Origin of the sequence: Phyllobacterium endophyticum (assembly GCF_003010935.1) — a bacterium.
Taxonomy (GTDB): domain Bacteria; phylum Pseudomonadota; class Alphaproteobacteria; order Rhizobiales; family Rhizobiaceae; genus Phyllobacterium; species Phyllobacterium endophyticum.
Genome location: NZ_PGGN01000002.1, coordinates 776,038 through 791,280, shown reverse-complemented (window position 1 = coordinate 791,280; position 15,243 = coordinate 776,038). Strand labels below are relative to the sequence as shown.

Annotated in this window: 14 protein-coding genes; 6 read left to right on the top strand and 8 right to left on the bottom strand. The window is 57.1% G+C overall.

Going from position 1 to position 15,243, the window contains the following annotated elements; genetic code table 11:
* The first annotated feature begins 10 nt into the window (after positions 1 to 10).
* Together queA and tgt are read left to right on the top strand one after the other, a co-directional pair.
* The gene (queA, locus tag CU100_RS11895; RefSeq protein ID WP_106716769.1) at positions 11 to 1,090 is read left to right on the top strand and encodes a tRNA preQ1(34) S-adenosylmethionine ribosyltransferase-isomerase QueA; all 1,080 of its coding nucleotides are present in this window, start codon (positions 11 to 13) and stop codon (positions 1,088 to 1,090) included.
* Entirely contained in the window at positions 1,087 to 2,220 is a 1,134-nt protein-coding gene (tgt, locus tag CU100_RS11890) for a tRNA guanosine(34) transglycosylase Tgt (RefSeq protein WP_106717248.1), read from the top strand. The genes queA and tgt overlap by 4 nt, the downstream gene beginning before the upstream one ends.
* On the opposite strand, the gene CU100_RS11885 is transcribed toward tgt, so the two are convergent.
* Positions 2,221 to 2,799, bottom strand: coding sequence for a TetR/AcrR family transcriptional regulator (locus CU100_RS11885; protein ID WP_106716768.1), 579 nt, complete (start codon positions 2,797 to 2,799; stop codon positions 2,221 to 2,223).
* A 333-nt stretch (positions 2,800 to 3,132) separates the two neighbouring features.
* On the opposite strand from CU100_RS11885, the gene CU100_RS11880 reads away from it, so the two are divergent.
* Together CU100_RS11880 and CU100_RS11875 are read left to right on the top strand one after the other, a co-directional pair.
* A complete protein-coding gene (locus CU100_RS11880) occupies positions 3,133 to 4,335 on the top strand; it encodes an efflux RND transporter periplasmic adaptor subunit (protein WP_106717247.1) in 1,203 nt (400 codons plus the stop codon).
* A complete protein-coding gene (locus CU100_RS11875) occupies positions 4,332 to 7,421 on the top strand; it encodes an efflux RND transporter permease subunit (RefSeq protein WP_106716767.1) in 3,090 nt (1,029 codons plus the stop codon). Before CU100_RS11880 ends, CU100_RS11875 begins: the two co-directional genes overlap by 4 nt.
* Before the next feature lie 68 nt (positions 7,422 to 7,489).
* On the opposite strand, the gene CU100_RS11870 is transcribed toward CU100_RS11875, so the two are convergent.
* The 3 genes from CU100_RS11870 to CU100_RS11860 all read right to left on the bottom strand — a co-directional run bounded on the left by CU100_RS11870 (position 7,490) and on the right by CU100_RS11860 (position 8,608).
* Entirely contained in the window at positions 7,490 to 7,744 is a 255-nt protein-coding gene (locus CU100_RS11870) for a GlsB/YeaQ/YmgE family stress response membrane protein (RefSeq protein WP_106716766.1), read from the bottom strand.
* Positions 7,745 to 8,026: 282 nt separating this feature from the next.
* Positions 8,027 to 8,266, bottom strand: coding sequence for a hypothetical protein (locus CU100_RS11865; protein WP_106716765.1), 240 nt, complete (start codon positions 8,264 to 8,266; stop codon positions 8,027 to 8,029).
* 42 nt (positions 8,267 to 8,308) lie between these two features.
* The gene (locus CU100_RS11860; RefSeq protein ID WP_106716764.1) at positions 8,309 to 8,608 is read right to left on the bottom strand and encodes an FKBP-type peptidyl-prolyl cis-trans isomerase N-terminal domain-containing protein; all 300 of its coding nucleotides are present in this window, start codon (positions 8,606 to 8,608) and stop codon (positions 8,309 to 8,311) included.
* Between the two features lie 282 nt (positions 8,609 to 8,890).
* Between CU100_RS11860 and CU100_RS11855 the strand changes: the two genes are divergently transcribed.
* On the top strand, positions 8,891 to 9,607 hold the full coding sequence (locus tag CU100_RS11855) for a response regulator (RefSeq protein ID WP_106716763.1): 717 nt from the start codon (positions 8,891 to 8,893) through the stop codon (positions 9,605 to 9,607).
* The gene (locus CU100_RS11850) at positions 9,604 to 11,016 is read left to right on the top strand and encodes an ATP-binding protein (protein WP_106716762.1); all 1,413 of its coding nucleotides are present in this window, start codon (positions 9,604 to 9,606) and stop codon (positions 11,014 to 11,016) included. The genes CU100_RS11855 and CU100_RS11850 overlap by 4 nt, the downstream gene beginning before the upstream one ends.
* A 17-nt stretch (positions 11,017 to 11,033) precedes the next feature.
* Here CU100_RS11850 and doeB read toward each other — a convergent pair whose 3' ends face one another.
* Genes doeB through eutB form a run of 4 tightly spaced genes read right to left on the bottom strand, consistent with a single transcriptional unit; the run spans position 11,034 to position 15,240 of the window.
* Positions 11,034 to 12,038, bottom strand: coding sequence for a N(2)-acetyl-L-2,4-diaminobutanoate deacetylase DoeB (doeB, locus tag CU100_RS11845; RefSeq protein ID WP_106716761.1), 1,005 nt, complete (start codon positions 12,036 to 12,038; stop codon positions 11,034 to 11,036).
* 7 nt (positions 12,039 to 12,045) lie between these two features.
* Entirely contained in the window at positions 12,046 to 13,227 is a 1,182-nt protein-coding gene (gene doeA / locus CU100_RS11840) for an ectoine hydrolase DoeA (protein WP_106716760.1), read from the bottom strand.
* A gap of 31 nt (positions 13,228 to 13,258) precedes the next feature.
* Positions 13,259 to 14,251, bottom strand: coding sequence for an ectoine utilization protein EutC (eutC, locus tag CU100_RS11835; protein WP_106716759.1), 993 nt, complete (start codon positions 14,249 to 14,251; stop codon positions 13,259 to 13,261).
* Positions 14,239 to 15,240 carry a hydroxyectoine utilization dehydratase EutB gene (eutB, locus tag CU100_RS11830; RefSeq protein ID WP_106716758.1) on the bottom strand — a complete coding sequence of 334 codons (1,002 nt, stop codon included), beginning with the start codon at positions 15,238 to 15,240 and terminating at the stop codon, positions 14,239 to 14,241. Before eutB ends, eutC begins: the two co-directional genes overlap by 13 nt.
* Between the last annotated feature and the right edge of the window lie 3 nt (positions 15,241 to 15,243).

Here is a 15,243-nt window from a genome sequence, read left to right as displayed (position 1 = left end):
ACAAGACATCATGCGCGTTGATCTTTTCGACTTCGATCTGCCGGAAGAGAACATCGCATTGAGACCAGCAGAGCCGCGCGATTCAGCGCGGCTTTTACTTGTGCGCGCGGATGGTGCCGATTTCAAGGACAGCACAGTTCGCAACCTGGGTGATTTTTTGCGACCAGGCGACGCGTTGGTCTTCAACGATACCAAAGTGATACCGGCTCAGCTTGAAGGGTTTCGTGAACGTGATGGGGTGAAGGCACAGATCAGCGCGACCCTTCACATGCGGGCGGGACCGGACCGCTGGAAAGCCTTCCTGCGCCCGGCAAAGCGCGTGAAGGAAGGCGAACGGATCGATTTTGGCCATGGCAACAATGCGTGCCTTCTCGGCTCTCTGCAGGCGACGGTTGCCGAGAAGGGCGATGCGGGGGAAGCGCTGCTGGTCTTCGATTTCAGCGGTGCTGACCTCGACCAGGCGATTGCTGCCGTGGGACATATTCCACTTCCGCCTTACATCGCTTCAAAGCGTGCGGATGATGTTCGTGATCGCGAGGACTATCAGACTGTCTACGCGAAGGAAGAGGGGGCTGTCGCCGCTCCGACTGCAGGCCTGCATTTCACGCCCGAATTGCTGGATGATCTGAAGAAGCGGGGGATCGAAGAGCATTTTGTGACGCTGCATGTGGGCGCGGGTACATTTCTTCCCGTCAAAGCGGATGACACCGCCGATCACAAGATGCATGCGGAGATCGGCATAGTCGACCAATTCACCGCAGATGCGCTCAATGAAGTGAAAGCGCGCGGTGGACGGATCGTTTCTGTGGGGACGACGTCATTGCGTCTACTTGAAAGTGCAACTGACGAAAGCGGCGTGATCCGGCGATGGTCGGGTGCGACGGATATTTTCATTACGCCCGGGTACAAATTTCGTGCGGTGGATATGCTGATGACGAATTTTCATCTGCCACGCTCCACGCTGTTCATGCTTGTCTCCGCCTTCAGCGGGTTTGAGCGCATGCACGCGGCTTACGAATACGCCGTTAAAAATCATTACAGGTTCTATTCCTACGGCGATGCAAGCCTGTTATGGCGATCCACATCATGAACGAGAATTTCCAATTCAAACTGATTGCCACTGACGGCAAGGCCCGCCGCGGTGAAATCACGATGCCGCGCGGCACCGTGCGCACACCGGCCTTCATGCCGGTGGGCACCGGCGGAACCGTGAAGGCGATGTATATGGATCAGGTGCGTGACCTCGGCGCCGACATCATTCTTGGGAACACATATCACCTGATGCTGCGCCCAGGGGCTGAACGCGTAGCGAAACTGGGCGGTTTGCACGACTTCGCCCGCTGGCCGGGCCCGATCCTGACCGATTCCGGCGGATTTCAGGTCATGTCGCTGGCCCAACTGCGCAAACTGACCGAAAGTGGTGTCACGTTCCGCTCCCATATCGACGGCCGCGCCTACGAGATGACGCCGGAACGCTCGATCGAAATCCAGGGCCTGCTTGATTCCGATATTCAGATGCAACTCGACGAGTGCGTTGCCTTGCCATCGACGCCCGCAGACATTCAACGCGCAATGGAATTGTCGCTGCGCTGGGCGGAACGCTGCAAAGCGGCCTTCGGCAACCAGCCGGGCAAGGCCATGTTTGGCATCGTACAGGGAGGCGACATTGCTGACCTGCGTATTCGCTCCGCGCAAGCTCTCAAGAATATGGATCTGAAAGGCTATGCCGTTGGCGGGCTCGCGGTGGGTGAGCCGCAGGAAATCATGCTGGAAATGCTGGACGCGACCTGTCCAGAGCTTCCCGGCGACAAACCGCGCTACCTCATGGGGGTCGGCACGCCTGACGATATCCTTAAATCCGTGGCGAGGGGCATCGACATGTTCGATTGCGTGATGCCGACGCGGGCAGGGCGGCACGGACTTGCCTTCACGCGCCGCGGCAAGGTTAACCTGCGAAACGCGCGGCACGCGGACGATCCGCGTCCGCTCGACGAAGAGTCCACCTGTCCCGCAGCTCGAGATTACAGCCGGGCCTATCTGCACCACCTGGTCAAATCAGGAGAATCGCTTGGCGCAATGCTGCTGACGTGGAACAACCTTTCTTACTATCAGCACCTGATGCAAGGCATTCGCAGCGCGATTGAAGCCGGTAATTTCAATGGTTTCGCGGGAGAAACGCAAGCGGCGTGGGAGCAGGGAGACATAGCTCGCTACGCCTGATCAGGCAGGGACAGGCACGTCGGCCATTTCTGGATCGGCTGGTTCAAACAGGTTCTTCAACCGGTCAATTGCGGCAATCTGCTCGGCCTTGCTGAGCAGACCCATTTCGAACAGTTTCAAGCTGCGCAGTCCTTCGATCGTCAGAAACACCATCATCGCAAGTGTCGGGTCTTCCGCGTTGTCGCGCATACGCTGCAGGAGCTGCTTGTTATACCGGCGGATTGGCTCGAGAAAGCCCGGATCGTTCGCGATGGCTGCAAGAATGCCGGAAGGCTCCGGTTCATTGCAAACGAACTCCGCCCGATAGACAGCGATACAGGCAAGAACGACGCTATTGGGCCCGTGGTTACGAGCCGCTTCCTCTCTGCGAAGCGATTCGTCGAATTCCGAAACATGCTGCTCCACCAGTGCTTCGAGCAATTTGGCCTTGGTCGGAAACGTATATAGCAATCCCCCTTTCGACAGACCCGCTCGCCGCGCCACTGCATCAAGGGAGAGGTGAACAGGGCCCACTTCCTTGGCGATTTCGGCTGCCGCCTGCAAAATCTTGTCTTTTGTAGAAAGGGTATCAGTCGTCATTCTAGCGCTTTCGGTGTAAGGGAACTATCAGTCCATATTGACATTACCGTCCGGACGGTACAGTACATTGCGCGTGGCCATCAAGTCCACACGATTTAACTTCATCTGACAGGCTGGCAGACTTCTTTGCTGGCCATTGTTTTGTTTCGGAGCCGTCTTTCCATGATTAAGCGCTACATTGCACCCCTAATCGTTCTGGTCCTGGTCGTTGTGCTCGGTGGACTGGTGTGGACAAAAGCTCCGGAGTTCAAGGGTTACGTGCTGCCCACCGCGGCCGGCATCCTGGTGTTCGTTGGATTGATCTGGCTGCTGTTCCCCAAGATCAAGCGCTACATGATGCCTGCGATCATTCTCATCCTCGTCGTGGCTGTTGCTGGCGGGCTGGTGTGGTTCAACTTCTTCAGGGACTCGATGATCAAGCAGTTCTTTGCGACGATGCAGCAGCCTGCAGCGCCCGTCTCGACATACACGGTCAAGCCGGGTGAATGGATGCCTGAGATCGAGGCGATTGGTACGCTAAGCGCGATCCAGGGTGTCGAACTGTCCGTAGAGGTTGCCGGTATCGTCAAGGACATTCCGTTCAAGGCCAACCAGATCGTGGAAAAGGACGCGCCGCTCCTGCAGCTCGACGATGCTATCGAGAAGGCGGACATCGTTGCCGCCCGCGCGCAGGATGTACTCATGGATCAGACGCTGGCACGTGCCCGCACGCTGAATACACGGGGTGTAGGTGCCGTATCCGCAGTCGACGAAGCGCAATCTGCATCATTGGCGAAAAAGGCCGAAATCGCCAAGTTGCAGGCTGTCATGGACCAGAAACTGTTGAAGGCGCCGTTCAGGGGCACTGTCGGCATTCCGCGCATCGAACTTGGCCAATATCTGCCCATAGGAACGGTGGTCGTATCCTTGCAGGATCTCACGACGATGCGCGTCGACTTTACCGTGACGGAACAGGTCCTCAACCAGGTCAGGATCGGCCAGCCCATCAAGCTTGGCCTGACGGACAGCGACATCAACTATGACGGCAAGATTACAGCGATCGAACCCAGAATAGACCCGGCGACCCGGCTCGTCTCGGTTCGTGCGCAGGTAGACAATTCCGAAGGGGAGCTTCGCCCAGGTCAGTTCTCGCAGGTGCGGGTAACACTGCCGAGAGAAGAGAATGTCTTCACGCTGCCGCAAACGGCGCTCGTTTCGAGCCTCTATGGCGACTACGTCTTTGTCGTTCGTCCTGCTCCCGCCGAGGATAAGCCGGCAGATGCGGCAAACACTGCCGACGCCGCTAAACCCGCCGAGACGAAAGCGGCCGAGCAGCCGGCGAATGGCGACAAAAAGGAAGAGAAGCTCACAGTGGCGCAGGTGTTCGTCACGCCGGGACGCCGTTCCGGTCTGGTTGTGGAAATAACCAAGGGCCTCAAGGATGGCGACATTGTCGTGACAGCGGGTCAAAACCGCTTGAGCCCCGGTGCAGCGGTCAAGATCGCCAATGACGTGAACCCCGCCAATAAAACAGAATCAGGACTGCCAACAAAATGAACTTCTCGGACATATTCATTCGCCGTCCTGTTCTGTCGACGGTTGTCGCTCTGATGATCATCTTGCTTGGTGCGCAGGGGCTGGTGAACCTTTCCGTGCGTCAGTATCCAAAGGTGGAAGAGACGGTCATCACCATCAAAACCGCCTATGCGGGGGCCAGCGCCGACCTGATGCAGGGATTCATTTCTGCCCCGATCGCAAAGGCTGTGACCACGACGGAGAACATCGATTATGTGACGTCCTCTTCCGCACCGTCATCGAGCACGGTGACGGTGCAGATGAAGCTGGGTGCAAACCCGGATGCCGCATTGACCGAGGTCATTTCGAAGGTCAACCAGGTGCGTGGCGATCTCCCTGAAGAAGCCGACGATCCCGTGATCACCAAGGGCACGGGGCAGGATTTCGCGACCATGTACCTGGCTGTCCAGAACCCGAACATGACCAGCGAGCAGATTACCGAATACCTGGAACGCGTCATTCAACCGCGCATGTCGACGATCCAAGGTGTTGCCGACGCCCAGATATTGGGCGGTCAGGTGTTCTCGATGCGCGTGTGGATCGATCCGATCAAGCTTGCTGCCCGCAAGACGACTGCGTCTGAAGTTCTCACGGCGATCAACCAGTCGAATTTCCTTTCGGCGCCCGGCAAGATCGAGAATCTCTACAATGCCTCTCCAATCACGTTGAAGACAACGCTGCAGACGCCCGAGGCCTTCGGCGCGATGCCAATCAAGTCCGATGGCGACAACATCATTCGTCTGCGTGACGTTGCCCGGGTTGAGCTCGGTGCTGTCAACAAGGACACAATCGTCAGCTTCAACGGGTCCAGCGGTACATTCCTTGGTATCTTCCCGACGCCTGCCGCCAATCCTATCGACATGACCGCTGCAGTTCGCAAGGAATTGCCTTCAATTCAGGCAAGCCTCCCCGAAGGCATGCGGCTCTACATGGTTTACGACTCGACCGAACAGATCAGCTCGTCGATCGAGGAAGTGTTCAAGACCATCGGCGAGGCGGTACTCATCGTCGTTGCCGTTATCCTGCTCTTCCTCGGGTCTTTCAGGTCGGTTATCATTCCGGTCGTCACCATCCCGATCTCTCTGATTGGTGTCTGCTTCTTCCTGTTCCTGCTCGGATATTCAATCAATCTGCTCTCGCTTCTCGCGATGGTCCTCGCCATCGGTCTCGTCGTCGACGACGCGATCGTGGTTCTGGAAAATATCCACCGTCATATCGAGGAGGGGTTGAAACCGTTTGATGCCGCGCTGAAAGGCATGAGGGAAATCACCGGTCCGATCGTGGCCATGACCATCACGCTTGCAGCAGTGTTCGCGCCGCTCGGATTTACTGGTGGTTTGACCGGCTCACTGTTCCGCGAATTCGCTTTCACGCTTGCCGGCGCGGTGATCATCTCCGGTGTCGCAGCCTTGACCGTCTCACCCATGATGTGCGCGCTGTTGCTGCGGTCAGGCGGTCACAGCCGTTTTCAACGCATCGTCGACCGGAGCTTCGGCTGGCTGGAAGGCGCTTACGAAAGGCGTGTTGCGGGCTCCTTGAACTTCCGCTTCGTAACATTGTTCACCGTGATTGCGCTTGTCGCCTTGACTGGATTCCTGCTTACGAAGACAAACTCCGAGCTTGCTCCTGAAGAAGATTCAGGCGCCTTGTTCGCTATCGTCAACGGTCCGCAATACGCGACATCACAGTACACCAAGCTCTATGCGGATCAGATCGATGCCTTGACCAAGGATTTGCCGGAGCTGAAAACCCGCTTCAACATCCTGGGCTTCGGCACGACCAACTCTGCCTTCGCCATCTGGGTGTTCAAGGACTGGTCGGAACGCACCAAGTCGCAGGCGCAGCTCAAAGAGGAACTGCAAGGCATGATCGGACCGCTTGCCGGTGTCGAGGCCTTCATTTTCGCGCCTCCTGACTTGCCGGGTACCGGAGGCGGACTGCCGATCTCGATCATTATCCAGTCGACTGGACCAGCCGACAAGGTGTTCGAGGTTGCGGAAGAGATCAAGAACAAGGCTCAAGCCTCGGGACAGTTCATCATCGTGCAGAACTCCCTATCGTTCAATGCGCCGCAGGTAACTGTCACAATCGATCGTGACCGTGCGTCGGCGCTGGGTGTGCCTGTCAGCGATATCGGGCAGACGCTTGGACTGCTGGTCGGCGGGGGCAAGATCTCGAAGTTCGATCGAGATTCCAACAGCTACGACATCATTCCCCAAGTGCCGCAGGACTATAGGTCAAATCCTGAAAATCTCGGCCAGTATTTCGTCAAGAGTGCATCTGGCGAGATGGTTCCGCTGTCTGCCGTCATCAAGGTTACGCAGAATGCTTCGCCAGCCGCCATCGAGCAGTTCAACCAGCTGAATTCGGCGACGATTTCGGCCCTGCCGCTGCCCGGCGTTACTACGGGCCAAGGTCTGCAAACAGTCATAGATACGGCGCGTCCCTTGATGCCGGACGGGTTCTTCATGGACTATTCCGGCCAATCGCGGTTGGAAATCGAGCAGGGAAGCACGATCCTGATCGCATTCATGCTGGCCGTTGTCGTGATCTACCTGGTGTTGGCCGCGCAGTTCGAAAGCTTTCGCGATCCGTTCATCATCATGATGTCGGTGCCGTTGTCGATCTTCGGTGCGATCGTACCGCTGAACCTCGGGTTGGGGACTCTCAACATCTATACCCAAGTTGGTCTGATCACACTCGTGGGGCTGATCACCAAACACGGTATCCTGATGGTGGAATTTGCCAATCAGCAGCGTGAGTTGCACGGAGTATCGCGGCATGACGCGATTATCCTGGCGGCAAAAACGCGGCTACGCCCAATCCTGATGACGACCGCGGCTATGGCACTTGGTGTCATACCTCTTATTACGGCAACTGGTGCGGGCGCTGCGGCGCGCTATTCGATCGGACTGGTGATCTTCTCCGGGATCATTGTCGGAACAATCTTTACCCTCTTTGTGGTGCCGATGTTCTACACATTCATCTCCAAGAAGGATGAAATGGTCGAAGCGACGCGGCAGATTCCCGATGCGGGAGGCGCGACGCCACAGGTGAGCCACACATAACTTGGTCCATATAGCCAAACGAAAGCCCCCGAACCTGATGGCTCGGGGGCTTTTTTGTTACGTCAAAGTCAGGCTCGTTTGACGGCGCGAAGCACAACAAGAAGAATGACCGCTCCGATCGTTGCGGCAATAATTGCGCCGAGGATGCCGCTGCCGAGCGAGATACCCAGCCTCGGAAAAAGGTAACCCGCGATGAAGGCACCGATAACGCCGACCACCAGATCTCCGACGAGGCCAAACCCGCCTCCTCGAACGAGCTGGCTTGCAAGCCATCCCGCTACCAATCCCACCAGAAGAAAAACAATAAGACTTTCTCCGCCCATAGCTAGTTCTCCACAAACCGGTTTGCTGGAACATATCCAAGTGGACTATGTCCATTCGACTTTTATGCGTTCATAGAACGCACGGCGCAGTAGATGCTTCACCGGCCCGGGTTGCTGATCGATGCACTGGCCAAGAGAATCACCCGACTGATGTTACGACGCGATGTTGGATTCGAATAACGAAAGTTCGCAAATGGGATTATGGACTAGCGATGTTCAAAACTACACCGGCTGCAGTTTCCCACGGCCGGCATAGTTCGATGAATGATAGTTGTCCTGCAGTTATTCTGCAGGTGCGGGAGAAGCTGGAGCAGAAGTATCCGGCTGTTTCACAGCCTTCTTCTTGGCCGACATCTTGTGCACCTTCTTCACATGTTTCGGAGACTTTTTCATGGTTGTTGCAGTCGCTTCGGGGGAGGTCGCTGTTGCTGCAGGGGCGGCACTTGCGGTGGAAGCGACAACTGGAGCCGAGACAGCCATGGCAACGGCAAGGCCGAGAGCTGTATAGAGGGACTTTTTCATTGATCAGTTTCCTTTCGATGCGGGCCTATCGGATAACGCCAGTCAATCGACCGGCTGCACACCAAGCAGCTTCAAAGCCTGGGCATACGATCTGATCCCCTGCGCCTGTTTGTTGCTTGCGCAGAATCTCGTTCCCGTTTTCTGAAGTGCTTTCGCCTTGGCTGCCCGTTTCGCCTCGGCGTGTTCGGTAATCGCGTGTTGAACCTGTTGCTGGAGCTTGCCGCATAGTTCTGCGCGGGTAAGCGTCTCCTCGGCCATCGACGGTTCGACTGCTGCGATAACGAGCGTTGCGCTCGTCAGGACTATTGCCGAAATGGCCGATATATTTCGCTTGAGAGCCATTTGAGTTTCGATAAATCCTGATTAGACCAGCCAGTGTCTTTGGCCCCCCATGTATCTGGCATGAGTGTTGCCCGCGTTTTTCTGGCTTGTGGTGTTTTGTTTCTCCTCTGTAACAAGGCCGGGGCGACAGAATTTTGCCGCATGGCCGGGTCATTGAATTTTGTGGGGCCAGCGTTCAAATCCCGAAGAATTGCGTGGCTTTCCAAGGTGGTTCATGCATTAGAACAATCAGTAGAACGTGCGGACTGGTTTGCTGCACTTCGATTGGTGTCAGGAATGAGCATGAAATCGGAAGCGCATATTCTGATCGTCGACGACGACCAAGCGATTCGAGATTTGCTGCACGACTTTCTGAAGAAGCGGGGAATGCATGTTTCGGTCGCGCGCGACGATGACGAAATGCAGGAAGTTCTTTCTCGCACGCCCATTGATCTTCTCATCCTGGATGTGATGCTTCCGGGAAAGAGCGGGATGGAAATCTGCAGGGACATTCGAAAGCACTCCCGCATCCCCATCATCATGCTGACGGCGGTCACGGAAACCACCGATAGGGTGGTCGGGCTCGAAATGGGTGCGGACGACTATGTGTCAAAGCCCTTCGACCCAAGGGAGTTGCTGGCGCGTATTCGCGCAGTGCTGCGCCGGCTCGATACATCGAGCGCCGAGCGCCGCCTTGAGCCCTCGGTCTACCATTTCGCCGGTTGGACGATGGACTGCTCGCGGCGCCGGCTTGTATCTCCAGACGCGGTGCGCGTCGAACTGACAACGGCCGAGTTCAATCTCCTGGAGACGTTGGTCAAGAGCACACAGCGCATGTTGAGCCGCGACCAACTGCTGGAACTCGTGGGCAATAGCGCCGCCTATGGTTATGATCGAAGTATCGACATTTTGATCAGCCGCCTTCGCCGGAAGATGGAAGATGATTCCAGGTCGCCAAAACTGATCTCGACGATCCGTGGCGGCGGATATCAGTTCCTTCCCGAAGTCAGCACCGAATGAAACGGTTGCTGCCTCAGTCGCTGCCGAGCTGGATCTTGCTCATCCTGATTGCCGGTCTGCTTACCACGCAGATCGCGACACTATCGATCGTCTCTCGCGATCGAACCGAAAACAACGATGTACTCGAATTATTTCGGCTGAGCGAGCGAGCCTATACGCTCGTCAAGGTTCTTCATGCGGCAGCGCCATCCGACCGCCTGCTTCTTGCGAGCGCGCTGTCTAACACTGCAAATCCACTTTCCATGTCCGACGAGCCCACCGTAACATCGGCTATAGCATCCGACGATAGTTTGGCCGAGCTTGAAGATGTGCTGGTGGCGCGATTGTCCGCATTCGGTGTCACTGACGCCCGCATTCGCCGCGTGTCGAACCGGATATCCAGCGGTCCGGAAAAGAGCCCCAGCGCACCTGATCCGGATGTCGGAATTGTAGAGCGGCAGCTTTCTGACATTGCCGAGAACTTCAGTCAGAGCGCCGGACTCACGGCCTCGATCAAGTTCAAGGACAATCAATGGCTGAACTTCTCGACTTCTATAGCGCCGGAGCCACCAATCTTCACCGTGCAGACGGTGCCATTGTTTGGCGCGGTTGCGTTGGTGGTAATCGCAATGTCGATCTGGGCAACGCGCCGATTGACGGCGCCTTATCGTGCCCTCGAAAGAGCGGTCAAGCGTATAGGCGAGGATGTGAAATCGCCACTCCTTCCCGAGTTCGGCAGCAGCGAATATAGATTGGCCGCGCGTGCAGTAAACGCCATGCAATTGCAACTCAGAGAATATGTAGCGGACCGCGAGCAGCTGGCCGCGGCGCTCGCCCATGACCTGCGCACGCCGCTAACCCGAATTCGCCTGCGTCTCGAACTGTTGCGAAAATCCCCGCTGCGTCAGTCGCTTACCCATGATCTCAACGATATCGAAGCCATATCCCGGTCCGTTATCGATTTCGCCACGTACGAAATTGTTGATGAAGAGCAGGAAAGGATCGACTTCTGGTCGTTGGTCGACTCGATTGCCGATGGTTTCCCGCAAGCATCGTTTGACGGGACGGCCCAAGCGTTGCGCGGACTGATCTGTGTGGGTCGTCCGATTGCTCTACGGCGGTGTGTCACCAACCTCGTAAACAACGCGGTGACCTATGGCGAGAGGGCCCATATCAGTCTTAAAAAAAGCGGTGCCGACATTTTGCTTACTATTCGTGACCAAGGGCCAGGGATTCCTCAGGCGAAACTGAACCAGGTGTTCCAGCCGTTCCGGCGCGTCGATGATTCACGCAATCGTCAGACGGGAGGCTTTGGCCTCGGACTGACAATTGCCCGCAACATCGCACGGCGCAGTGGAGGAGACATCACGCTTTGCAATGAGCCGGAAGGTGGGCTGAGAGCAGAATTGCGCATACCGCTCGCAGCTTGAGTCCCGTGGGCAAAACTTCAGTCGACGGTACCGACGACTGCCACGCAGTCACCCGGCTTGACCAGCCCGGGAAAATGCCGTGCGGCGAGGAGCCCGTTCATCCTTGCCGGGATTTCAACGGGTGCAATACCGGTGCGGCCTATGGGGTGAATTCGGGCGATAACCTGCCCCTCGGCGACACTTTGACCAAGATCAATCATTGTTTCTATCATTCCTTCATCCTCGGCAAAGGAGAAGCAATCGCCTGACGGCATATCGAGCCAGCGCGTTTCGCGGTGCTCGATCCGGCCGCCAACGATTCCGGCATGCCGCAGCACATTCATTGCGCCGCGCTTTGCGATTGCCACGGTTTCCGCCCGGGCGGTACCGCCGCCGCCTAGTTCCGTGGTGACGAAGACCTTGCCCAATTCTTCGACAGTTGTGTCGTACATGCCAACTGCATCGATCTCCAGCATGCGCATCGACCAGGGTGCCGAGAACGCTCTGACGGCATCGAAGCCCTTCGCCTCCTGCACCTTGTTTGGCAGAATATGGGCCGCGGCAAAGGGCACGAAATCCAGAGTTTTGCCACCAGAATGGAAATCGAGGACAACATCAGCGCGCGGTAGCAGTTCACGGGTGAAGTAGTCGGCGATCTTCTCGGTTACCGTGCCATCCGGCCTGCCGGGATAGCTGCGATTCATATTGCCCTTGTCGATCGGCGATGTGCGCGTTCCGGCGCGAAATGCCGGATAGTTCATCGCCGGCACAATGATCACCGTGCCGCTGACATTGCCGGGGTCCAGCGTCCTGGCAAGGTCGAACAATGCAATCGGGCCCTCGTATTCATCGCCGTGGTTGCCGCCCGTGAGAAGCGCAGTCGGCCCAGTGCCATTGCGGACGACCGCGATGGGGATCATCACAGAACCCCAGGCAGAATCGTCGCGACTGTAGGGCAGGCGCAAAAATCCGTGCTGAACACCCTGTTTGTCCAGGTCGATAGTCGGCACAATTGGCGAGGGCCGAAGTTTATCTGATTGCATGGCGGCCTCAGTTCTTGACGAACAGCTTGCGCGGCACGTTGGCAAGGCATTCGACGCCAGTGTCCGTGATCAAAATACTTTCCGTGATTTCCAGTCCCATGGTTTCAAGCCAGAGGCCCGTCATGAAGTGGAAGGTCATTCCCGGCTTAAGCTCGGTCTTGTCACCGGGGCGCAGGCTCATGGTGCGTTCGCCCCAGTCAGGCGGATAGGAGATGCCGATTGGATAGCCCGTACGGTTATCCTTTACGATGCCATATTTTTTGAGAACGCCGAAGAAGGCGTTGGCGATATCCTCGCAGGCATTACCGGGTTTTGCGGCGGCAAGACCGGCTTCCATGCCTTCGAGAGTGGCTTTCTCCGCGTCGAGAAATTCCTGAGTGGGCTTGCCAAGAAACACTGTGCGCGAGAGTGGAACGTGATAGCGGTTGTAGCAGCCTGCAATCTCGAAGAAAGTGCCTTCACCGACCTTCATCGGCTTGTCATCCCACGTAAGGTGTGGGGCTGATGCGTCCGCACCAGATGGAAGAAGCGGCACGATTGCGGGATAATCGCCGCCAAAATTTTCTGTTCCTCGAATTCCTGCGTCATAAATCTCGGCAACCAGATCGCATTTGCGCATGCCCGGCTCGATCTTGTCGACGATACGTTGATGCATGAGCTCGACGATGCGCGCGGCCTTGCGCATGTACTCGATTTCAGTCGGGCTTTTCACTGCACGCTGCCAGTTTACCAAGGCTGTACCATCAACGAAACGGGCGTTCGGCAGATGCTTCTGCAGCGACGCGAAAGCAGCGGCTGAGAACCAGTAATTATCCATCTCGACGGCAATGGTGAGTTTGTCCCAACCGCGCTCGGCAATGATCTTCGACAGATAGTCCATCGGATGGCGTTCGGTGGACTGAACATAATTATCCGGGTAACCGATGATGTTGTCATTGGAGAGATAAGCCGTGCGCTTCGCGCCGTTGGCATCCTGGCCGCGGCCATACCAGATCGGTTCGCCTTCCGGCGGTATCATCACGGCCTGGTGCACATAGAAGGACCAGCCATCATATCCCGTCAGCCAGGCCATATTGGACGGATCGCTGCAAATCAGAAGATCAATGCCACGCTTCTGCATTGCCGCGCGGGTCTTCAACAATCTTTCGGCAAATTCCTGCCGGGTGAACTTGAGATTCGGCTCAGTCATAATGTTTCCTCATGCTGGGGCAGCGCCCGTATCAACTTTCGAAATTTGTCCCGGCATTCGCTTCTCGAGCGCGATCACGGGCGAGGGTGGCGATGGCGGTATCCTGAACCCCGGTTCCGGTCAGGTCGGCAATCGTGATCGCCTCTGCTGACGGCCTGCCTTTTGCCGAACCGGCGATGATGAAGCCGAGTTCGGAGAAGATCGCGTCGGTCTTTACCAGACCGGATTCGATCGCATGATGCAGTTCGCCGAGTTTCCGCGTTTGGCTCAGACTGTCAGCGACGTAGAGATCAGCTTGGGCGATGATGGCGGGGTCGAGCTCGTTCTTGTGCTCGGCATCTGAACCCATGGCGGTGATATGCTGACCAGGCTGCAGCCAGGTCGATTTCAGGATTGGCTCGGATGAAGGGGTGGTCGTCACGATGATATCTGCGCCGCGGACCGCATGTTCGGGGTCAACCACAGGGGTCACCAGGAAGCCGAGCTTCTTCGTCAATTCGTGCGCTGCCCCTCGAGCTTTGTCGCTATCGCGCGCCCAAATGCGGGCTTCCGTGATGGGGCGGATGAGTGTCAAGGCCTCAAGCTGCAGGCGCGCCTGAACGCCGGCCCCGAATATAGCAGCGACACTGGATGAGGGTCGCGACAGATGTTTTGCCGCAACCGCGCCCGCCGCTGCCGTCCGAACATCGGTAAGATAGCCATTGTCGAGCAGCAACGCTTCGACCAGACCGGTACGACTGCTGAGCAGAACCATCATGCCATTGACACTCGGCAGTCCCAGTTTGGGGTTATTGAAGAAGCCCGGGCTGATCTTGATGGCAAAGCCGTCGATACCGGGAACATAGGCGGTTTTCACATCGACCTCGCCGCGATATTCCGGGATATCGAGCCGCATGATCGGTGGCATGGCTACGGCTTTGGTCGCCAGTGCGTGGAATGCAGTCTCGACGCATGCAACGGCATCAAGGTCGAGGGTCACGACGCTGCGCAATTCCGCTTCCGTCAAAATGGTCATGCGGGGCATGGGATGGCCTTTGCGTTGATGCCTGCGCAGACAATGCGCCGGTGCTGATTCATATCGACATTACGACCGCTGAGAACGGCGACGACTGGGCCCCTTGCCTGCACCTTCCCCGCCAGCAGGGCGCCGATGCCAACGGCCGCGGCACCTTCGATGACCTCGCGCTCCTGCATATAGGCGTGAGCCATGCCGGCAGCGATTTCGTCCTCGGAGAGCAGGATCACATCGTCGAGCAGGTCGCGGACCATCGCGAAAGTGAATTGGTTTTCGAGACCGATCCCTCCGCCCAGGGAGTCCGCCAGGCTCTCGCTTTCCTCGACGATTACAGGCTTACCCGCGTCGAGGCTGGCGCGCATCGCTGCGCCGCGATCCATTGATACACCAATGATCTTCGTAGCCGGCCGTCTGGCCTTGATTGCCGCCGCAACGCCCGAGGCCAGACCGCCACCCGATACTGGAACGAGGACCGCTTCGAGGTCCTCGACGTCTTCGATAATCTCAAGGCCAAGGGTACCCTGTCCGGCAATGATTGCGGCATCGTCAAATGGCGGCAACATGATCAGCCCGGCTTCCCGTACAAGCCTATCGACTTCCTCCTGAGCATCATCCTGCGATTTGCCGATGATGCGGATATCGGCGCCAAGGCGGCTTATTTCTGCGATCTTGTTTTCCGGAACGAGGCGCGACATACAGATCACCGCACGGATTCCTTCCAGACGAGCGGCGTAGGCGAGCGCGCGCCCATGATTTCCAGTAGAAGCTGCGATCACCCCGCGCTGCTTTTCCGCGGCAGAAAGATGGCTTAGTGCATTTGTCGCGCCGCGCAGCTTGAAACTGCCCGTAGTCTGGCGATGTTCGAGCTTGAGGTAGACCGGTTGTCCGAACTTCTCCGACAGGGATGATGAGTGGACCATCGGCGTTGCCACGATCTTGCCTTCAAGCGCATGGCGTGCCTTCTCTATATCGGCAATGGTCACCAATCGGTCAGTCATGAC